Here is a 20,550-nt window from a genome sequence, read left to right on the forward strand (position 1 = left end):
CGAACAGAAGGGGAGGACGCCGTTCGGCGTCCTCCCCTTCGTCGGCTCGGACTAGAGGATCGCGCCGCTCACCTTGTAGTCGATGATCTCCTCCATGGGCAGTCCCAGCTCCTCGAGCACCGCGTCGGTGTGCTCACCGTGGGCCGGCGCACGGGTCAGCTCGCTGGGCGTCTCGTTGAACTGGATCGGGGTGCTCACCAACTTGTAGTCCACGCCGTTCACGTCGGTGAGGTCCGTGATGTAGCCGTTCGCCAGCACCTGCGGATCGGTGACGACCTCACGTGGTGTCTGGACCACCGACCAGGACCCGTCGATCTTGGCCAGTTCGGGCTTCCACTCCTCGAGCGTCCGTTTGCCGAATGCGTTGCTCAGGACCTCGATGACCTCGAGCCGATTCTCACCGCGCTTCGCGTGGTTCTCGAACCGGGGGTCGGTGATCATCTCGGGGATTCCGAGAACGGTGACGAGTTCGGGCCAGTAGCGGTCCGACTCGAGCATGACCAGCGAGATGAACCGACCATCGGCGGTCTTATAGGTGTTGACCAGCGGGTTCGCGGCCGTCGCGGGAGTGTGCTTGGGGTACCGCTCCATGTTGAACGCGTGCGCGCCCGCGATGGTCGCGCCCATCGACCATGCACCCATCGCCAGCAGGGAACTGTCCACGGTGAGGGCTTCGCCGGTGCGTTCGCGATGCAGGAGTGCGGTGGAGACGGCGCCGGCCAGGGTCAGGCCGCCGAGAACGTCGCCGAACGCCGGACCCGGCATGGTGAGGCGGTAGTCCAGTTCGTCCGGGCTGATGTTGTCGGCAGCGCCGCCGCGACTCCAGAACGAGGTCATGTCGTACCCGCCGCGGTTCGCTTCCTCGCCGCGCTGGCCGCTCGAGGAACCGCGAACGTACACGATCTTGTCGTTGACCGCCCGAACGTCCTCGACGTCGAGGCCCAGCTTCTTGCGGGCGTCGGGACGGAAATTGGTCAGGAATACGTCGGCGGTGGCGATCAGCCGCATCAGCAGGGCGCGTCCCTGTTCTGACTTGAGATCGATTGCAACGCTGCGTTTTCCGCGGTTCGGGAGTTCGAACATGTGATTGACCCCGCCGGCCGGGATCAATCCCGACGTCACGAGCCCGCGCTGGGGATCACCCGACTCGGGATGCTCGATCTTCAGTACGTCCGCGCCCCACTCGGCGAGGATCGCGCCCGCCACCGGCACATACGTCCAGGCCGCCACCTCGACAACACGAATTCCGTTCAGCACACCGACCACGTCAATTGTTCCTCTCGGTCCTGACTCGATGGGCCGCGACTGATCGTCGCCGTGCCCCATCGGGCTATATCTGACTAAGTGTACACGAAAATACCCGCGTTTTGTGTCGCGTGTCACTACGAAGTTGGACTCTAGATTGGCAGGTGGATGCGAGATCCACCCCTGCGACCCGATCCTTGAGCCAAGTTGGCAAATCAATATCTGACACAGTGGTGATGAATGCTAACCTGAGACCGGGGTGACCGCCGTCACGCGCGTCGCGCAGCTGCCGGCCGCCCGGACAACAGTGATTTTCGGAAGGACGAGCAGATGTCTAACGAGGCAGGTCGGATTCTGCCGGAGGTGACCCCGGAATCGGAGGCCTTCTGGACCGGAGGATTCGACGGTGAACTCCGCATATACCGATGTCGAGACTGTCGAGGCTGGATTCACCCGCCGGTCGGGGCATGCTGGCGATGCCGGAGTCGCAACGTCGGACCAGAGGCCGCGTCCGGGCGTGCACGAATCGCGTCCTTCACGGTCAATCACCACCCCTGGCTTCCCGCTTTCCCTCCTCCCTACGTCATCGCGGTGGTCGAACTCGACGATCAGCCCGATGTCCGCCTGACCACGTGCATCGTCGGCGTCGATGTGAATGCGGTCGAGATCGGACAGCCGGTCGAGGTCGTGTTCGAGTCACACGACGATGTGTCCCTGCCCTTCTTCAGGCCGTTGGCAGCATGAGTTTCGTGGACGACAAGGCGGTCATCAGCGGGATAGGTCAGTCCGAGATCGGCCGGCGGATCGGGCGTTCGGGTATCGACCTGGCGCTCGAGGCCGCCGAGCGCGCTGTGGCCCACGCGGGCCTGACGTTCGATGACATCGACGGTGTCGCAAGCTATCCGGGCCCGGTACAGGCGGAGGGCGGGTTCGTCGGTGCGACCACGCACGATGTCCGCGATGCCTTCGGGTTGAGGACCAGGTGGCACGTCAGCGGTGTGGAGACGTCGGGCCAGATAGGCACGCTGCTCGACGCGGCTGCGGCAATCTCTTCGGGCCGCGCCACACACGTGCTGTGCTTTCGGTCGGTCTGGGAGGCCACTGCCCAGGCATCTGGTCGCGCCGCCGCGCTGACGGGCAAGGCGATGCGTGCGTCGGGCCATGCGGAGTTCCGGATGCCATTCGGAGCCGCCTCCCCGGCCAGCTGGATCGGCATGTACGCACAGCGTTACATGTATGAGTTCGGCTTGACCAGAGAGCATCTCGGAAAGTTGGTCATCAACGCACGCACCAACGCGGCCCGGAATCCGAACGCCATCTACCGCAAGCCGATGTCGATGGTCGACTACTTGAACGCGCGGATGATCTCGACTCCCATGGGATTGTTCGACTGTGACGTCCCGTGTGACGGAGCGACCGCGATCATCCTGTCGCGGCGAGAAGAGACGGTTGGCCTGAAACAGACACCGATCACCATCGAAGCGGCAGGCTCGGCGCTCTACGAGCGACACTCCTGGGACCAGCGAACCGACCTCACGACGATGGCCTCACACGACGCCGCCGCGTCGATGTGGGAAGGGACCGACCTGACCCCGGCCGATGTCGACTTCGCAACGCTCTACGACGGATTCAGCTACCTGTGTTCGCAGTGGATCGAAGCGCTCGGCTTCGCCGAGCACGGCAAGGTCGGGCAGTTCCTCGACGACGAGGGGTACTACGCGATCGACGGCACGTTGCCGATCAACCCCCACGGTGGGCAGTTGTCGGCGGGCCGTCTGCATGGTTACGGGTTCCTGCACGAGGCCTGTACCCAATTGTGGCGGCAGGCCGGAGATCGCCAGATCAAGAAGGACCTGTCGGTGGCCGCCGTGGGGATCGGCGGGGGTCCGGAGGCGGGTTCCATGCTGCTGAAACTCGGTACCTGATCGGGACGGTTCATCCGACGTCGTTGGTGTCCACCCGCAATCCGGGTGGACACCGACGACGTCAGTTGCTGTGCGCGGGAGACGAACTCAGACACCGTCGACCGACGTAGGAGTACCCGACTGCGAACCCGGGGAAGTCCGGTCATGATGCCTGATCCGCCGGGGCAGAGCGAAGGGGTTGGACGCAATCAGCCGCTGCTCCCTCTCAGTGGGACCCCGCCGGCGGCATCGACGTCCGGATCGCTCCCCGGCACCAACCGCTTGGGGTGACATCAATGTCAGTTCTGAGCTGCGTTCGACCACCTCGACGTTCCAGATTCTTTGCGCGAATGCCGGATTTCTCCGAGAATAACTTGACTCTTGTGACGCCTGTCACTAAAGTGACATAGTGTCAGATATGGGAACGATGCCCAGGTTCACAGTGGCCTGTTCCCCCCCTTGTAGCCCGTCATACGTAGCAGGAGGCGTTGTGCCGCTCCAGGATTACATGCACTTGATCTCGGTCGACGATCACTTGATCGAACCGCCAGACGTCTGGTCGACCAGGTTGCCGAAGAAGTTCCTCGATGAGGGTCCGCGGATCATCGAGATGGACATGAGTCAGCAGCAGGGGGACGAAGGTCTCTCGGCGGCCCTGCTCAATGCCGCACGCGGCGAGGGCGGTCGGGCCGCGAAGAAGAAGATCGCGGAGGTGTGGTCTTACGAGGGCCGCATCTACCCGAACATCGGACTGAACGCGGTGGCCGGCAAGAAGCCGCAGGAGTACGGCATGGACCCGACGCGCTACTCGGACATGTTGCCCGGCTGTTACGACGCCAAGGCCCGCGTGGCCGACATGGACATCGATGGTGTGCAGGCTGCCCTGTGCTTTCCCTCGTTCCCGCGATTCGCCGGCACGGTCTTCCTGGAGGGCGAGGACAAAGAACTCGCCCTGCTGTCGGTGAAGGCATGGAACGATTTCCACCTCGACGAGTGGGCGGCGGCGGCTCCCGACCGGATCATCCCGCTGATCATTCTCCCGCTGTGGGACCCGCAGGCCGCCGCGGAGGAGATCTACCGCTGTGCCGCCAAGGGGGCCAAGGCGATCACTTTCCCGGAAAACACTGTCACGCTGGGTCTTCCGTCGTTCTACACCGACCATTGGGACCCAGTGTTCCGCGCGGCCGAAGAAACCAACATGCCGTTGTGCATGCACTTCGGTTCATCGGGTCGGGCCCCGATCACGTCGCCTGAGGCGCCGATGGCGGTCATGATCGCGCTATTCGGCACGAACTCGATGTATGCGACCGCAGACCTCCTGTTCTCGCCGGTCTTCTACAAATTCCCCAACCTGAAGATCGCTCTGTCCGAGGGCGGGATCGGCTGGATGCCGTACCTGCTCGAGCGAATCGACCTGACCTGGGAGAAGCATCGCTGGTATCAGAACGTGAACAAAGAGGTCCGTCCCTCGGATCTGTTCCGGTCGAACATCTACGGCTGCTTCATCGACGACCACGAAGGTGTTGCCCGTCGCCACCAGGTCGGTATCGACAACATCACCTGGGAATGTGATTACCCCCATTCGGATTCCAACTGGCCCAACAGCCGGCGGTACACCGAGAAGCTCCTCGCCGAGGTTCCCGATGAGGAGGCCCACAAGATCGTCGAACTCAACGCGCGGAAGTTGTACAACTTCCCGCGCACCGAGGCCGCGGCTCGCTGAGGACTCGATCATGGCTCATGGCAAAGACATCGACGCAGCCGACTGGGTCGATCAGGATCTGCTCACCAGGGACGAGTCCCGGGACCGTCTCGAGGAGGAGATCGAGTTCGAACGGAACAAGCTGAACGAGCTCCGATCCGGACCAGGTAACGAGGATTCGGTCGAATTGGCGAGGCGCAGACTGGTTGCCATGGAGAACCTGAGGGACTCGCTGTGACTGCACCGGGCACGCGGTTGCGCGGCAAGGTCGCTCTGGTCTCCGGATCCACCAGGGGCATCGGACGGTCGATCGCTCAGCATTTCGCGGCGGAGGGAGCGAAGGTTGCCGTCACGGGCCGAACTGTGGAGCGCGGCGAGAAAGTCGTGAACTTCATCCGTGACGCCGGCGGCGACGCCGAGTTCTTTCCGCTCGATGTCACCTCCGAGGACAGTGTGCGGAACACGATAGACGCGGTCGTCTCGCGTTTCGGTGGACTCTCGACGCTCGTCAACAACGCGGCACCGACAGACGTGGTCGCCACGACGGTCAAGCCGTTACATGAGTACTCCACCGCGGAGTGGGACTCGATCATGACCGGGACCCTCACCGGCAATGTGTTCTGGGCGTCGAAGTACGCCTGGCCGCACCTGGTCTCGGCCGAAGGAGCATCGATCCTGAATGTCTCATCCGGTCAGGCGATCGCAGGTTTCAAGGGGTTCGGAGCCTATGGCGCAGCGAAGTCTGCGGTGACGAGCCTGACGCGGTCACTCGCCGTCGAAGGTGCGGCGGATGGGATCCGGGCGAACTGCATCCTGGTCGGCCGCGTGGTGTCCGGACGCGGAGATTCAGGTCACCACACCGGTGGCGGACGGCTCACCCGCATCGGCAATCCGATGGATATCGCCTATGCGGCAACCTATCTCGCCTCCGATGAATCGGCCTTCGCAACTGGTTCGATGCTCACCGTCGACGGAGGGTTCTCCATCAACGGTGACGCGGTGTCCGATGCGGAAGCGGCAGCGTTCGCCACCAACTGAGGCTCGACGCCATCACCCCGGCAGCCGACGGATCACGTCGGCAGCCGGGGTGATCCGCGTCAGCATCGCCAGCATGTTCGTCACCATGTAGTCGTGACTCTCGGCACTCGTACCCGCTGTGCAGTCCTCTGCGAGAACGACGTCGTATCCTCGGTTCACGCCCTCGAGCGCCAAGCCGGGAAGCGCGACATCTGTGGATATGCCCGCGAGCACCAGCGTCTGTACACGCTGCAGTCTCAGCATCGCATCGAGATTGGTGCCATAGAACGCCGTCAGACCGGTCGCGCGTGAGCTGACCAGATCTGTCGGTTCGGGACCGAGGTCCGCGGGGATGACGATGTCGGGACTTCCCTCCACCATCATTCGACCGCGGATGGCCAGTTTGCTCAGATAGGAATTCGGCAGCATCCCCATCTGGTCGGACCGGTGGGCGATGGTGCAGTGAACGACGGGCAGCGACCGCGCTCGGAAGGCGCGGGCCAACTCTGCCGTGTTCCGGACCAGGCCGCGGACGGAGGCCTGCTCGGCGAGCCCGGAGAACAACCCCGGAGGCGGGTCGAGCAGCCCCTGCTGGCACTCGCTGATGACCAGGGCGGGGGAGCTGTATGGAGTCATTCTTCCTCCGTGACTCAGGTGACGTTGAAGCCAGTTAAGATCTGGAGTGGTTGATCAAAATCGTGTGAAGATGCAGTTCAAGGTATTTGCCAAAACATGACACGAATGCCAGAATAGCTCCAGCATAACTACCAGAGGCGGTGCCCATGATCGAAACCGACGAGATCGCGTCGACCCCGTTGCATGACCTTTCCTGGTGGCAGCAGTCCCCGGCCGAACGAGACGCGGAGTTCGCGACGCTGCGCCGCGATCGGCCTCGGATGTTCGTGCCGCTGGGCCCAGCCGAGGAGGGCCGACGCCCCAAGGGGTTCTGGGCCCTGACCACATACGAGGACATTCTCGAGGTGAGCAGGAGGCCCGAGGACTTCTCGTCGGGCATCGGTGGGACGCAGATCTTCGATCAGCCGGCCGAACTCCGGGAATACCGCGGTTCCATCATCGACATGGACAACCCCGAGCATGCGCGGCTGCGCAAGATCGTCTCGCGCGGGTTCACCGCGCGGAATCTGTCCGGGTTGCGCGACGAGATCGAGGAGACGGTCAGCGAGATCCTCGACGAGATGTCGCAGACCGGCGAGGCCGACTTCGTCGAGGAGTTCGCGTCGTTGTTGCCCCTGCGCATCATCGACAATCTGCTCGGAATCCCGCGTGAGCACGAGAAATTCATCCTCGAGGCCACCAACACGATCCTCGGCGCATCGGACCCCGAGTACATCGAGGACCAGTCCGCCCGCGGTATCGGCAAGGCGGTCACCGCCGCGAGCGAGGGACTGATCGCGCTTCTCAACGATCTCGCCGAGGACCGGATAGCCGATCCGCAGGATGATCTGATCACCAAACTCGTCGCCGCGGACGACGAGAACCTGACACCCCAGGAGATGGCGAAGTTCTTCATCCTGTTGGTCGGCGCGGGTAACGAGACCACTCGCAACGTGATCTCGCACGGCCTGCACGTGCTGACCCAGCACCCGGATCAGCGGGATCTGTGGTTGTCGGATTACGAGGAGTACGCGTCCACGGCCATCGAGGAGATGCTCCGGTGGGCGACACCGGTCATCCACTTCCGCCGCACGGTTGCCCGGGACGGGGTGATGCTGGGTGACCTCGAATTGTCCGAGGGCGACAAGGTGGTGATGTGGTACACCTCGGCGAACCGTGACGAGACGATGTTCGACGATCCCTATACCTTCGACATCACCCGAGATCCCAACCCACATGTGGCTTTCGGCGGTGCCGGTGCCCACTTCTGCCTGGGCGCACATCTCGCAAGGCTCGAGCTCGACGTCGCCTTCCGGATGCTGTTCGAGCGCTATCCGGACATCAGGTCGGTGGGCGAACCCGTGCGGTTGCGGTCGAACTTCCTCAACGGGATCAAGCACCTTCGTGCCGAGTACACCCCGGTGACGAAGTGACGGAACTCGCCGACGTGCGTGCCGACGAGGACGCGGTACAGAGTGGGCTGACCGACGGTGTCCTGACGATCCATCTGAACCGTCCACAGGCGGCAAACGCGCTTCGGCCCGATGATCGCGACGCGCTCACCGAGCTGTTCCTGGATGCGAACGCCGACCACGAGGTTCGCGTCGTCGTCCTCCGGGCCCGCGGGAGACAGTTCTGTGCCGGAGCGGATGTGGTGAAACTCGCCGATGGGCATGCCAAGAACGTGAAGCGGGCCACTGGGCCGATGAAGACCATCATGGGTGGTGCCCAACGTCTGATCGCATCGGTGCTCGACTGCAGCAGACCCGTGGTGACCGTGGTGCAGGGGGCCGCTGCCGGAATCGGCGCTCACCTCGCCTACGCCTCGGACCTGGTCGTGGCGACCGACAATGCGTACTTCGCCGAGTCCTTCGTCAAGCGCGGCCTGGTCGTGGACGGAGGCGGCGCGTACCTCCTCCCGCGGCGGATCGGAATGCAGAAGGCCAAGGAGATGGCGTTCTTCGGCGACAAGCTCTCCGCTCAGGAGGCATTCGACCTGGGCCTGGTGAACAGGGTGGTGCCGCCGGAGGATCTCGAAGCCGCCGTCGACGACTACGTCGGACGACTGGCCGTGGCGCCGACGAGTGCGGTGGGATTGACGAAGCGGTTGTTCAACGAGTCGCCCGACGTGGACCGAGCGGGATCGTTCGTCACCGAAGCCATGGCTCAGGAAATCCAGTCGTACTCGCTCGACGCCCGCGAGGGCGTGTCGGCCTTCGTGCAGAAGCGCCCACCGGAATTCGTGGGGTGGTGAGATGGCCGACACCGAAAAGCCGGCGGGGGTCCGGCCGGCGAAGCCCCGCGCCGACATCCCCACCGTCGAAGCCGCGACCACACCATATTGGGATGCCGCCGCGCAGGGCACACTACTCGTGGCCAGATGCGGGGACTGCGGAAAGGTCCACCACTACCCGAGGCCATTCTGTCCGTTCTGCTGGGGCGAGAACGTGACCAGTTTCGAAGCCAGCGGTCGAGGGACGCTGTATACGTACTCGACCGTCTACATGAACGACCTGCATCCGTTCAAAGAGCGGCTGCCGTACGTCGCAGCGATCGTCGAACTCGACGAGGGTCCGCGGCTGATGACGAACATGGAAGACTGCGAGCCCGCAGACCTCGAAGTCGGGGTGCGGGTGACCGTCGGCTTCCGTCCCATCACCGACGAGTTCACGGCCACGATCTTCCGTCCGGCCTAGGTCTCTCGACCGGCAGGGCTCGTGCGGTCGAAACATACACAACGCAGAGGAGTATCAGCACCATGAGCGGATTGCTCGACGGCAAGGTGGCTTTGGTCACGGGATCCGGACACGGAATCGGGCGAGGCCACGCGCTGGAACTCGCCAAGCACGGCGCGACCGTCATCGTCAACGACCTGGGTACCTCCCTGGATGGTCAGGGCACCGGCAAGGTTGCCGACGAAGTCGTGCAGATCATCGAAGACCGTGGCGGCAAGGCCATCTCGGATTTCAGCGATGTCGGTGACGAGGAGTCGGTCGATCTGCTCGTCGAACGCGCCTATTCCCAGCTGGGCCGCCTCGACATCGTGGTCAACAACGCCGGTATCGTCCGCGACAAGGCGATCTGGAACATGAGTGTCGACGATTTCGACCTGGTGATGCGGGTGCACGTGCGGGGCAGCTGGCTGACAAGCCGAGCCGTGGCCCGGAAGTGGCGTCAGGAATCCAAGGACACCGGCGCCAAGGTCTACGGGCGGATCATCAACACCACCTCCGGTGCCGGACTCCAGGGCCACTTCGGGCAGACGAATTACAGTGCGGCGAAGGCGGCCATCGTCGGGCTCACGCAGACGCTCAGCCTCGAGCTCGCATCGACCGGCGCGACCGTCAACGCGATCAGCCCGGGTGGGCGCACTCGCATGTCGGCCACCATCGCCGGCGCCGCGGCGCCGATCGAACCCGACGAGCGGTCCGAGGACGAGTTCGACCCCAAGGATCCGTCTCTTGGTTCGCCGGTGGTCGCATGGCTCGCCAGCCCGGAGGCCGGACACGTCAGTGGACAGGTCATCAAGGCACTGGGCGAGAACATCCAGTGGTTGAAGGGTTGGACCCCCGTCAGTGCGGTGTCAAACGGCGGAAAGCGCTGGGACGCCGAGAAACTCGGTACTGTCCTGGGTGTCGACCTGTTCGGCACGCGCGCCTCGGGGTTGCGTCTGGGCGGATAGTCCACGCACCCACCGCGACGACCGCGCCTGCCCTCTCGGACAGGCGCCGTCGAGTGGTCCATGCCGTCGGGTTCCGCCGGCCCGTCCAGGATGAGCTACCTCCGCATCATCCCGCTTGTCACGGTGGGCCCGCGTCCGAGGGGCGGATTCTAGCGATCCCCGCAACACCCTGGCTTTCAGGGAGTTGCGGGGATCGTGGTTTCTGCAGAGTTGAAGGATCGGTTCTTCGAGGCGCTGGATCGCGAAGGCGGGAGTGTCACGGTTGCCGCTCGTTGTGTGGGTGTTAATCGCAGTACTGCGTCTGGCTGGGTGCGTCGAGCCGGGTTACGCGGGCGTGGCAAGCCGGGGACCTCTGGGCATCCCGGGCGCGCTCGTTATGACGAGTTGCGGGCGGCTGGTGTTCGTCGTCGCGACGCCGCCCGGCAGGTGGGCGTCAATATCCGGACTGCGCAGGATTGGGATCAGGGGATACGCAAAGGTGCTCACGCGCGCCTTCATCCCGATGGTCGCCGCATCGACTACAAGACCGGTATGACGACGTACGACTCAGCGGGGCGACGGCCGTCGGTGGCCAAGATCGAAGCCCAGCTGCATCCTCGGTTCCTGAGCTTGTCTGAGCGTAAGCAGATCGCTGACATGCACCGTGCCGGCGACTCGTTGCGCGAGATCGGACGCCGGTTGGGGCGGGCGGCGTCGACGATCAAACGCGAGATTGATGCCTACTCAGTGTCAGGGGTATACCGTCCTTATCGGGCTCAAACGGCCTGGGCGAGTGCGCGTTTACGTCCTAAGGAGTCCAAACTCGCCACCGCTGGGCCGCTTCGGGATTACGTCCGCGACAAACTTGCCCAGCAGTGGTCTCCAGAACAGATCTGTCACGCTTTGATCATCGAGTTCCCCGATGACAAGGCAATGCGAGTGAGTACCGAGACGATCTACCAGGCGATCTACGTTCAGGCCCGCGGCGGGTTGCGCCGTGAAGTCGCCGACGCGTTGCGGACCGGACGTACACGTCGTAAGACTCGCCGGTCCCCAGACCGCCGCGCAGCCCGGTTTGTCGACGAGATGGTGATGATCTCCGATCGGCCGGCTGAGGTCGAGGACCGGGCGGTACCGGGCCACTGGGAGGGTGACCTGATCGTCGGTACCCGTTCGGAATCGGCCATCGTGACGTTGGTCGAATGCACGACTCGCTACGTCCTGCTCGGGCATCTGCCTGGCGGACACACAGCCGAGGAGGTTCGCGACGTGCTGATCCCGCTGATCGGTGCTCTACCCGAGCATCTGCGGGGGTCGTTGACCTGGGACCAGGGCTGTGAAATGGCGGCGCACAAGCAGGTCAGCGTCACCACCGGTGTGTCGGTCTACTTCTGCGACCCCCATTCACCATGGCAGCGCGGCTCTAACGAGAACACCAATGGTTTACTGCGCCAATACTTCCCAAAGGGAACCGACCTGTCGGTACACAGCGCCGAGGACCTCGAACTCGTCGCCCAAAGACCCAACGGCCGACCACGCAAAACGCTCGACTGGAGAACACCAGCCGAGCGCCTGCGTGATTTACTTGTGCCAGTCTAACCAACGGTGTTGCGAGGACCCCTAGAATCCGCCAGGAGCGCTCCGGGCCCTGATGACACCGGGATAGCGGCACCGATCGACCCGTGCTGTGCCTCAGGCGATATCGCAAGTCGGCACCGACGGTCGTCTTCCTGGTGCGTCGGAGTGTGCCGGACATCAGACCGACTGCGGCCGGCGATCTCTCGGCTTCCCGCGCAAGAACCCCGATCTCCCCGCTGGATACTGGAGCACGACTCGATTTCGGGGTTCGCGATCGCCCACGTGCCGCACGCTGCGCAGCCCCGAAGTCGATGTGGCGAACCGGATTCCGGTGGCCGTCGGTGACGACGTCCACGCTGTCGGTCAGAAAGCGGGGGACACCGTCGCTTCCCATGGCGCACGGTCGATTGATTCCGGCTGGTCGGATATGTTCCGTGTCCTCCGTGATGGCGAATGGAGTTCGCCACCACGGAGGACAGTCGTCTCCCAGACGGAGGAGATCAATCGTCGATGACCTTGATCGCGCTCATCGGACAGCGACTGGCGCCGTTGCGCGCCGCGGATTCCATGCCGCCACCGACGGTGAAGTCGGCGTTGGCCGCGTAACCGTCGTCATCCAGTTCGTACAGGTCTGGTTCGTGAAGCGCGCACATCCCGTGCGCCTCACATTCGTCGAGAGCGATGTGGACTCGCATCGTGAACTCCTCAAGGGGTCGTAGCGGGCTGCAGGTGACCCGGAGCTGTCCGGGTCTCGGTCGATCACGTGTTCCGAGCGTTGGCTGGCGGGGTACGTGACGGCGGTGGATTCTCGACGAGAAGATCTCGCAGGCGAGTCCGGTCGGTCTTGGCCATCGCCGTCTGGGGGATCGTGTCGACCAGCACGAGATGGTCGGGCGATTTGTAGTCGGCCAGCAAGGACGTCGTCCACTCGCGAAGTTCGTCCAGTGTGGGTGGTCGATGGGGATCCGCGGGTACGACGAACACAACGCCGATCTCACCGATCACCGGCGCGCCGTGCCCCACGACAGCAGCGTCGAGTACCAGAGGGTGCCGCGCAATCGCCTGCTCGACCTCGACCGGATGCACATTGAAGCCACCGCGGATGTACATGTCACCGGACCGGCCTGCCAGCCGGAGATTGCCCTCGGGCGTGAACGTGCCGAGGTCGCCGGTGAGCAGGTAGCCCTCGGAATCGAAAGCGGCAGCTGTCAACTCCGCATCGCGCCAGTACCCGCGCATCACACAATCACCCTTGATGCGGACCCGTCCGACCTGACCGGGAGGGAGAACCGCCCCCTCGTCGTCGACGACTTGCACAGTCATCCCGTTCTGTGGGCGCCCGACGGTCCGGGTTTGGACCTCGGGCGGATCAGCCGGGTCGGTTCCGCAGACCGTCGGTGACTCGGTCATGGCGTAGCGGACGACCAACGGAACCCCGATCAGTTCCGTCGTGCGCTCGACGAGTTCGGGTGACGCCGGTGCGGTGGCAACGACGCCGACCCGGAGATCGGGGAACGAACCCCGATCGAGACCGGGTAGTTCGAGCAGCTTCGCCCATTGGGTGGGGACTCCGCCGCCGACCGTGACGTGTTCGTCGGCGAGCGTACGAGCCATACCGGCTGCCGTCCACGGCGCCGGTGGAATGATGAGGGCTGTGCCCCAGAGCAGTTGGTCCCACAATTTAGACATGTAGCCGGCATGCGAGAACGGCGTAGAAGTCATGCGGCGGTCATAGGGGGCACTCATGATCCCAGCGGCCTGTGCCGACGCGGCGAGGTTGTCGGCGTCGAACCAGGCTCCTTTCGGCAAACCGGTTGTCCCGCTGGTGAAGATGATGGCGACCGGGTCGCTACGATCGACATCGACGACCGGGGGTTCTCCTGGATCGGAGTACCACGTTCTGAGCAGCCGCAGGTCGACGACGGGCACCCCGCACTCCGGTGGTTGGTTCGACGCATGAACGATGAGCGCCGGCGCGGACACCCTCAGGATGGCTCCGGTCTCTGTCGGGCCGAGCCTTCCGTTGACGCCCGCGGTGACGGCGCCGAGCATCGCGGCGGCGGCGTAACAGGTGGCGTAGTCGACACCGGACGGGAGCATCAGGGTGACGACATCACCCCTGCCGACGCCCAACGCGGCGAAGTGTGCGGCCACCGAACGCGCCCGGGACACCCACTGGGCGAAGGAGACCCGCGACCCCGGCTCGACGTAGGCGTCGCGTTCGCCGTGGAGTTCCGCAGCTGCTTCCAGCAGTTCCCGGGTGTTGGCGAAGGTGTCCTGCAGGGGCGGTGCGATCGCGGGTACGGCTGAACTCCGAGCGCTCACGGTTCTTCCGATCCGAGCAAGACCGTGCCGCTGGAACAGAACCAGCCTCCGGTACCGCTGACGCAGGCGATCTTCGCGTCCGGGACCTGTCGTGCACCACCCTCGCCGCGCAGCTGCCTGGCTGCTTCGACGAGTAGGAAGAGTCCACGCTGACCGGGGTGACACGCGGACAGGCCACCCCCGTCGGTGTTGGTCGGCAACGCACCGCCGAGACGTAGGTTCTGCTCGGCGACGAAGGCGCCACCCTCTCCTTTCCCACAGAACCCGAGATCTTCCAGGCTCAGCAGGAGCATGTAGGTGAATGCGTCGTAGATCTCCGCGACGTCGACATCAGACGGGCGCACACCGGCGCGTTCGAAGGCAAGTGGGCCGGTGACCGCGGCGGGACCCACGGTCATGTCTTCCCACTGGCTGGTGAGCATGTGGGAGGTGGCGTCCGCAGAACCCAGCACCCAGACCGGTGGTGACTTGAGATCGGGCACCCGATCCTCGGCCACCAGGATGATCGCTGCGCCGCCGTCGGAACGGATGCAGCAGTGCAGCTTGGTGAATGGATCGGCGATCATCGGTCCGGACAACACGTCATCGACGGTGATCGGGTCGCGGTACATCGCCTCGGGGTTGTCGGCGGCGTTGAACCGGGCCGACACCGCGACCTCCGCGAGCTGCTCGATCGTCGTACCGTACTGATGCATGTGACGCCGTGCGGCCATCGCGTATTTCGAGATCAGCGTGTGGCCGTATGGCGCGTCCCACTGCAGTGGGCCGCGGGCACCCCAGTTGATGTTGGCTCCCCGCAGCCCCTTCCGGATGTCGGCGCGGGCGGTGGACCCGTAGGTCAGCAACACCACGTCGGCGTGACCCGCGGCGATCGCGTCGGTCGCATGGGAGACCATGACCTCCCAGGACGCACCGCCGACGGAGGTCGAGTCGATCCATCGCGGTCTGATGCCCAGATACTCACCGACGTCGGTCGGGGGCAGCGTGCCCTGACTGGTCGATCCCAGCCCGTCGATGTCGGCGGGGCTCAGACCGGTGTCGGCCAGCGCCCGACGGCTGGCCTGGGCCATGAGCTCATACGCGTTCTTGTTGTCGACCTTGCCGACATCGGAGAGCGCGACACCGGCGATGGCGACCTTTCGATTCACTGTGCGGCCTCGAGGTCGAGCAGCTCGGCGAGTACTCCGGAGGCGCCTGCGAACAGATGCTTGTAGACGATGGCGCGTTTCAGATACAGGTGGGCGTTGTGTTCGAACGTGTAACCCATCCCGCCGTGCACCTGGATACTCCCGCTTCCGTTGCTCATAGCGGCCTGTGCCGCGACCGTCTTCGCTGCCAGGATCTGGAACTCGGTGTCCGACCGGCCCGCCTTGAATGCCGTCGCCGCGAAAAACGTCTGCGCCGTGGCGGACTCGGCCCGGACTGCCATGTCGACGACGGCATGTTTGATGGCCTGGTGCACGCCGATGGGCCGTCCGAACTGTTCGCGGGTCTTCGCATGCTCCACGCAGATCTCGGTGATCGCCTCGGCCAGGCCGGCGAGGTAGGCCGAGGCGAGGATCTGGGCGCGACCCCAGATCCACTCGCTGCCGGCCGGCAGCCAGGCGGTGACATCGCCCGCCGTCACCGTTGCGGTGGCCAACCGCGTTCCCGGGTCGACCGATTCGGCCGGTGTGACGTCACCGAACTCGACCAGTTCGATGAGCGCGGCACCGTCGCGGGTGACGAGGAGGGCATGGCTCGCGCCCGTGCAATCCAGGAGGTCGAAGGACCCCTTGAACCCGTCCGCGCCGATCTCCCCGTCGCCGCGGAGTTCCGCGAGCCCGACCATCGCGGTCCCCGCGGCGATCTGGTCGACGAGCTCGAGGTGTCCGGTCGCCGCGGCGACCCTGGCGCCGAGCGTCGACGCCAGGAAGGGCCCGACTGCGAGATGCTTGGCCAACTCCATGACCACCATCACCTCGTCGTCGATGCCCTGACCGAAACCGCCGAAATCCTCGTCGAGACCGAGAGTGAGCAGACCGAGTTCGGCACCGCCGCGCCATATCTCGGGGTCGACGGGTGACGCGTCGTCGCGATGAACGCGGATCTCTTCGACCGGTGGTCGCGAAGTGATGAAATCCCCTGCGGCGGCGACCAGCTCGAGCTGGTCGCCGGATGGGAGGAGGTTCATGGTGTACTCCTTGCTCAGCGCGGGAGTCCGAGGACCCGGTCGCCGACGATGTTTCGCTGGATCTCGGACGTCCCGCCGCCGATGGATTGCGAGAACGCGTACAGATAGTTGCCCACCCAGCCGTTCTCGTCCCAGCGGGAGGTGCTGCGCAGGGCGTCGGTTCCGATGATGTCCAACGCCAGTTCCGCGACCTGCTTGGCCAGGTCGGCGTAGAACAGCTTCAGCATCGACCCCTTGGGGCCGGGCGTATCCGTCTGCATGCTGCGGCAGATGCCGACGTAGGTCATGGCTCGCAGTGAGGTCACCGCGGCGCGCGCTCGCGCCAGTCGTCGTGCGATCTCGTCGTCGGCGATCGCCGGACGGCGTCCGTCGGGACCGACATGATCGCGGGCGAACTCGATGAGGTCTTCCACGACCTTGGCCAGACGGACCTGATTGGCCGTGAACGCTGTCCCGCGTTCGAACGAGAGCGTGGACATCGCGACGCTCCATCCGTCGTTCATCTCACCGACGACGTTCGAGAGCGGAATTCGTACGTTGTCGTAGAAGACCTCACAGAACTCGGCGCCGCCCTCGATCGTCTCGATGGGGCGGACCTCGATGCCCGGACTGGTCATGTCGCAGATGACCCAGGTGATGCCCTGGTGCTTGGAGCCGGTGTTGTCGGTTCGCACCAGAAGTTCCTGGTAGTCGGCAATCGTCGCGAAGCTTGTCCAGATCTTCTGTCCGTTCACGACGAGGTCATCCCCGTCGATCACCGCCCGGGCGCGGAGGGCGGCGAGATCCGAACCTGCTTCGGGTTCGGAGAAGCCCTGACACCAGATCGATTCACCACACAGAATCCGCCGGAGATGAGAACTCTTCTGCGCGTCGTTGGCGCGGGTGATGAGGGTGGGCCCCGCGTGCGACAGTCCGACGAAGTTGGCATCGATGCCCGGGAATCCCCGCGCGGCGTACTCCTCATACCAGATGAGCTGCTGCAACAGTGTCAGTCCGCCGCCGCCGTACTCCTTCGGCCAAGCGATACCGGCCCAGCCGCCCTCCCACTGGGTCCGCTGCCACGCAGTGTCGTATTCACGAATACCCTCGGCATCCCGGGGCCGGGGCTCGGAGGGTTTGTTCTCGTCGAGCCACGTACGCACCTCGTCTCGGAACTCCAACTGTTCGGTGCTGAAGTCCAAATCCATGTGGGGACCTTTCCTCGTCGTGCGAGACGGGACTCGCAGTGACACTATTGTCAGATCTTGGGAACGCAGAGTCAAGTGTCATGCGGAGTGGGGCGGTGCCGCGTACTGCTTGGCGAGGGCTTCACTGCCGCGGGCGAGGATCGTCACATCCGCGCCGACCAACACGAAAGACGCGCCGGCCGACATGTACCGACGTGCCACCTCCGGGTTGAAGGCGTTGACTCCGGCGGCCTTTCCTGCGGCCTTGATCTGCGATAAGGCTTCCTCGATCGTCGCCACGACCTCGGGGTGCTCGGGCTTGCCCAGGTAGCCGAGCGACGCGGCGAGATCGGCGGGCCCGATGAACACGGCGTCGACACCATCGACGGCGACGATCTCGTCCAGCTGGTCGAGTGCGCCGGCGGTCTCGACCTGCACGGTGAGCGACACTGCGGCGTCTGCGGTGATGAGATAGTCAGAAATGCGATTCCAGCGGGAGGCGCGGGCCAGTGCGCTTCCCACCCCGCGGATGCCCTCGGGCGGATAGCGGGTCGCGGCGACCAGGGCGCGGGCCTCGTCGGCGGTCTCGACCATCGGGACGATCAGATTGGTGGCCCCGATGTCGAGGAGTTGTTTGATCACGCTCGGGTCGCCGGTCGCCGGACGTACCAGCACCTCGACGGGGTAGGCGGCGACCGCCTGCAGTTGTGCAAGCGTGGAGCGGACGTCGTTCGGCACGTGCTCCAGGTCGAGCATCAGCCAGTCGAGTCCCGCGCCGGCGCAGATCTCCGCGCTGTAGGGATTCCCCGACGCGATCCACATCCCGATCCGGGGATGCTCGCCGTGCAACTGCCGGATCCAGGGGTTGCGTTCGCCGGTCATTCGGGAGCCTCCGGGGCGAAGTGGATGGACACCGTTCCGAGCGGTCCGTAGTCGGCCACGAACGTGTCGCCGGGTTCGGCGAAGACCGGCGCGGTGAACGACCCCGCGAGGATCACCTCGCCCGCGCTCAGTGCGACTCCGTGGGGGGCGAGACGATTGGCCAGCCACGCGACACCGTTTGCCGGATGGCCGAGCACCGATGCGGCGACCCCGGAGTCCTCGATCGAGCCGTTCCGTAGGAGAAGAGCCGAAACCCAGCGCAGGTCGACGCCCATGGGCGTCACCACGCGTCCGCCCAGGACGACCCCGGCATCTGCGGCGTTGTCGCTGATGGTGTCGACGATGGTCCGGCGGTGGCCGGACTCCGGGTCCGTCATCTGCACACGCGCGTCGAGGATCTCCAGCGCCGGGGTCACGTACTCCGCTGCCCGGAGAACGTCATAGAGGGTGATCCCGGGCCCGGAGAGGGATTCGCCGAGGATGAACGCCAGTTCGACTTCGATGCGCGGCCGGATGAATCGACGGGCCGGCACGATGCCACCGTCGTCGAAGAACATGTCGTCGAGCAATACGCCGTAGTCAGGTTCGGTGATGGACACCGCGCGCTGCATGACCTTGGACGTGAGGCCGATCTTGCGGCCGCGCGACACCGCGCCGTCGGCGACCTTCAGCCGGATCAGCTCGCGCTGCACCGCGTAGGAGTCCTCGATGGTCATCTCCGGATGCTCGAGGGAGATCTGCCGGATGGGGACCCGTGTCCTCTCCGCCTCGTAGAGGCGGCGTGCCAGGTCGGCGACGTCGGTGTCGCCCAGAGTCGTCGTCATCGGCGAAGGAACTCCACTGCGGTCGGGTTGAACGCGGCCGGGTCCTCGAAGTGCGGCCAGTGCCGGACCGCGGGCATCTCGAACACCTCGGCACGCGGGATCAGATCGGCGACGATGTGAGCAGTGCTCTGGTACTCGCCCTCGTCCTTGCCGGAGGCCACGACGAGCGTGGGCGCGGCGATCGTGGCCCATTTCTCCTCGGGGATGAGATTGCGGTCGCGCGTTTCGGCATCCTGCAGGATCAGCAGGTGATCGATCGTGGTGCGGGTGTCCTCGCGGCGGTAGATCGCCTGCCGCAGTGCGATCAGGTCGGGGAGTCGGTTGGCCTCATCGGCGATGAGGTGTGCGAACACCTTGTGGAGTGATTCCCAGCTGGGATTGTTGACGGCCTCGGTGCGCTCGGCGCGGATGCGTGCCATGTTCGACGCGGTCGCGATCAGGCCGGCGGGCGACATCAGGATGACCTTGTCGACGCGGTCGGGATGTTCGGTTGCGACCGCGGCCGACACCCACGCGCCCAGGGACATGCCGATGAAGTGCGCCGACGCCATGTTGAAGTGCGTCATCACCCCGAGGACCTGTTCGACATAGACCGCGATCTCGTAGTCGTAATCGGGCTTCTCGGAAAAGCCGTTGCCGACCATGTCGATCGCCACGCAGTGGAAATGTTCCGACAGCGGTCCGAGATTGGGCGCGAAGGTCTCCCAGTGGCCGCCGGTGCCGTGCAGCAGGATGGCGTGCGGTTTGTCCGGGGAACCGGCCTCGGCGTATCGGGTCCGTATCCCGCCGATGTCGACGAAACCCTGACGGAACTCCAGTTCGCGGAGGTAGGTCCAGATGCTCCGGTACTCGCCGGTGTCGGCCGCAGGGGTGGAAATCGTTGTCTCGGTCATGCTCGGGCCTCCATTGTGATCGGGTGAGGTTTCCACTATGTCCACATTAGATGGATGTGCCTGTGGTGTCTTGAACTGGGCCGACATGGAACAGAGAGCGGTTTGGTCTTCGATCCATGGGATTGTTTCTGACACCGGTATACGATATGACTATGAGGCGGGATGACCGCAAGGGCAAGTGGGTTCTGTCGAGTTGGCAGCAACTCTTCGAGAATTCAGCGGAGCAAGGTTGGGCGAGACGGGTCGTCGATGACTATGACCACACATGAACGTGCAGAATCCGGTGGCGACGAGCGCCGCGTGCGGCGTCGCGAACTCGCATCCCTGATCAACGAGTTCGCGGCGGTACGCCTGTCGCTGGATTCGACCGGCAACGGAGACCGGTTGCTCGTCGAAGACCTCGAGAGCGACGACCACATCTTCTTGTCGCCCTTGGAGCTCGTGAGCCTGTGTCTGGCGACGCCCGACGATCGCGAGGATTGGCTGCGCGTCGGAAATTACCGGGACGAGCGTCGTGACCGTTCACTGGGGCCACGGCCGGAACGGTCGTCGTGAGCGCGTCGAT

The 20,550-nt window shown here is 64.6% G+C and carries 21 protein-coding genes; 11 read left to right on the top strand and 10 right to left on the bottom strand.

The window, feature by feature from the left end:
* Positions 1 to 51 precede the first annotated feature (51 nt).
* Complete coding sequence (locus M4D77_RS01260; RefSeq protein WP_175401199.1) at positions 52 to 1,266, bottom strand: CaiB/BaiF CoA-transferase family protein; 1,215 nt, start codon at positions 1,264 to 1,266, stop codon at positions 52 to 54.
* A gap of 309 nt (positions 1,267 to 1,575) precedes the next feature.
* Between M4D77_RS01260 and M4D77_RS01265 the strand changes: the two genes are divergently transcribed.
* The 5 genes from M4D77_RS01265 (at position 1,576) to M4D77_RS01285 (ending at position 5,889) form a co-directional block, all read left to right on the top strand.
* A complete protein-coding gene (locus M4D77_RS01265; RefSeq protein WP_065632532.1) occupies positions 1,576 to 1,989 on the top strand; it encodes a Zn-ribbon domain-containing OB-fold protein in 414 nt (137 codons plus the stop codon).
* Positions 1,986 to 3,170: a thiolase family protein gene (locus M4D77_RS01270; protein WP_065632533.1), complete on the top strand. Its 1,185-nt coding sequence runs from the start codon at positions 1,986 to 1,988 to the stop codon at positions 3,168 to 3,170. The genes M4D77_RS01265 and M4D77_RS01270 overlap by 4 nt, the downstream gene beginning before the upstream one ends.
* A gap of 469 nt (positions 3,171 to 3,639) precedes the next feature.
* A complete protein-coding gene (locus M4D77_RS01275; protein ID WP_247450260.1) occupies positions 3,640 to 4,872 on the top strand; it encodes an amidohydrolase family protein in 1,233 nt (410 codons plus the stop codon).
* Between the two features lie 10 nt (positions 4,873 to 4,882).
* Positions 4,883 to 5,089: a hypothetical protein gene (locus M4D77_RS01280; RefSeq protein WP_065632534.1), complete on the top strand. Its 207-nt coding sequence runs from the start codon at positions 4,883 to 4,885 to the stop codon at positions 5,087 to 5,089.
* Positions 5,086 to 5,889 carry an SDR family NAD(P)-dependent oxidoreductase gene (locus tag M4D77_RS01285; RefSeq protein ID WP_065632535.1) on the top strand — a complete coding sequence of 268 codons (804 nt, stop codon included), beginning with the start codon at positions 5,086 to 5,088 and terminating at the stop codon, positions 5,887 to 5,889. Before M4D77_RS01280 ends, M4D77_RS01285 begins: the two co-directional genes overlap by 4 nt.
* A 12-nt stretch (positions 5,890 to 5,901) precedes the next feature.
* Here M4D77_RS01285 and M4D77_RS01290 read toward each other — a convergent pair whose 3' ends face one another.
* Positions 5,902 to 6,504: a cysteine hydrolase family protein gene (locus M4D77_RS01290; protein WP_065632536.1), complete on the bottom strand. Its 603-nt coding sequence runs from the start codon at positions 6,502 to 6,504 to the stop codon at positions 5,902 to 5,904.
* A 146-nt stretch (positions 6,505 to 6,650) separates the two neighbouring features.
* Here M4D77_RS01290 and M4D77_RS01295 point away from each other — a divergent pair, with 146 nt between their 5' ends.
* The 5 genes from M4D77_RS01295 to M4D77_RS01315 all read left to right on the top strand — a co-directional run bounded on the left by M4D77_RS01295 (position 6,651) and on the right by M4D77_RS01315 (position 11,743).
* Positions 6,651 to 7,916 (top strand): cytochrome P450, encoded by a 1,266-nt coding sequence (locus M4D77_RS01295; RefSeq protein WP_065632608.1) that lies wholly within the window; start codon positions 6,651 to 6,653, stop codon positions 7,914 to 7,916.
* On the top strand, positions 7,913 to 8,737 hold the full coding sequence (locus tag M4D77_RS01300) for an enoyl-CoA hydratase/isomerase family protein (RefSeq protein ID WP_247450258.1): 825 nt from the start codon (positions 7,913 to 7,915) through the stop codon (positions 8,735 to 8,737). Before M4D77_RS01295 ends, M4D77_RS01300 begins: the two co-directional genes overlap by 4 nt.
* Before the next feature lies 1 nt (position 8,738).
* A complete protein-coding gene (locus tag M4D77_RS01305) occupies positions 8,739 to 9,179 on the top strand; it encodes a Zn-ribbon domain-containing OB-fold protein (RefSeq protein WP_065632537.1) in 441 nt (146 codons plus the stop codon).
* 62 nt (positions 9,180 to 9,241) lie between these two features.
* Positions 9,242 to 10,165 carry an SDR family NAD(P)-dependent oxidoreductase gene (locus M4D77_RS01310; RefSeq protein ID WP_065632538.1) on the top strand — a complete coding sequence of 308 codons (924 nt, stop codon included), beginning with the start codon at positions 9,242 to 9,244 and terminating at the stop codon, positions 10,163 to 10,165.
* A 531-nt stretch (positions 10,166 to 10,696) separates the two neighbouring features.
* The gene (locus tag M4D77_RS01315) at positions 10,697 to 11,743 is read left to right on the top strand and encodes an IS30 family transposase (protein ID WP_247452148.1); all 1,047 of its coding nucleotides are present in this window, start codon (positions 10,697 to 10,699) and stop codon (positions 11,741 to 11,743) included.
* A gap of 479 nt (positions 11,744 to 12,222) precedes the next feature.
* On the opposite strand, the gene M4D77_RS01320 is transcribed toward M4D77_RS01315, so the two are convergent.
* The 8 genes from M4D77_RS01320 to M4D77_RS01355 all read right to left on the bottom strand — a co-directional run bounded on the left by M4D77_RS01320 (position 12,223) and on the right by M4D77_RS01355 (position 19,985).
* A complete protein-coding gene (locus M4D77_RS01320) occupies positions 12,223 to 12,417 on the bottom strand; it encodes a ferredoxin (protein WP_065632540.1) in 195 nt (64 codons plus the stop codon).
* A gap of 64 nt (positions 12,418 to 12,481) precedes the next feature.
* On the bottom strand, positions 12,482 to 14,047 hold the full coding sequence (locus M4D77_RS01325; RefSeq protein WP_247450257.1) for a class I adenylate-forming enzyme family protein: 1,566 nt from the start codon (positions 14,045 to 14,047) through the stop codon (positions 12,482 to 12,484).
* Positions 14,044 to 15,195: an acetyl-CoA acetyltransferase gene (locus tag M4D77_RS01330; RefSeq protein ID WP_065632541.1), complete on the bottom strand. Its 1,152-nt coding sequence runs from the start codon at positions 15,193 to 15,195 to the stop codon at positions 14,044 to 14,046. Before M4D77_RS01330 ends, M4D77_RS01325 begins: the two co-directional genes overlap by 4 nt.
* Complete coding sequence (locus M4D77_RS01335) at positions 15,192 to 16,220, bottom strand: acyl-CoA dehydrogenase family protein (RefSeq protein ID WP_065632542.1); 1,029 nt, start codon at positions 16,218 to 16,220, stop codon at positions 15,192 to 15,194. Before M4D77_RS01335 ends, M4D77_RS01330 begins: the two co-directional genes overlap by 4 nt.
* A gap of 14 nt (positions 16,221 to 16,234) precedes the next feature.
* Positions 16,235 to 17,407 carry an acyl-CoA dehydrogenase family protein gene (locus tag M4D77_RS01340; RefSeq protein WP_065632543.1) on the bottom strand — a complete coding sequence of 391 codons (1,173 nt, stop codon included), beginning with the start codon at positions 17,405 to 17,407 and terminating at the stop codon, positions 16,235 to 16,237.
* Between the two features lie 78 nt (positions 17,408 to 17,485).
* Positions 17,486 to 18,268, bottom strand: a complete 783-nt coding sequence (locus tag M4D77_RS01345; protein ID WP_065632544.1) for an aldolase/citrate lyase family protein — start codon at positions 18,266 to 18,268, stop codon at positions 17,486 to 17,488.
* Positions 18,265 to 19,092, bottom strand: coding sequence for a 2-oxo-hept-4-ene-1,7-dioate hydratase (gene hpaH / locus M4D77_RS01350; protein WP_259935355.1), 828 nt, complete (start codon positions 19,090 to 19,092; stop codon positions 18,265 to 18,267). Before hpaH ends, M4D77_RS01345 begins: the two co-directional genes overlap by 4 nt.
* Positions 19,089 to 19,985, bottom strand: coding sequence for an alpha/beta fold hydrolase (locus M4D77_RS01355; protein ID WP_065632546.1), 897 nt, complete (start codon positions 19,983 to 19,985; stop codon positions 19,089 to 19,091). The genes hpaH and M4D77_RS01355 overlap by 4 nt, the downstream gene beginning before the upstream one ends.
* Before the next feature lie 249 nt (positions 19,986 to 20,234).
* Here M4D77_RS01355 and M4D77_RS01360 point away from each other — a divergent pair, with 249 nt between their 5' ends.
* Positions 20,235 to 20,540: a hypothetical protein gene (locus M4D77_RS01360; protein WP_396266473.1), complete on the top strand. Its 306-nt coding sequence runs from the start codon at positions 20,235 to 20,237 to the stop codon at positions 20,538 to 20,540.
* Positions 20,541 to 20,550 lie beyond the last annotated feature (10 nt).

The organism is Gordonia sp. p3-SID1431, assembly GCF_025143765.1.
Lineage (GTDB): Bacteria > Actinomycetota > Actinomycetes > Mycobacteriales > Mycobacteriaceae > Gordonia > Gordonia hongkongensis.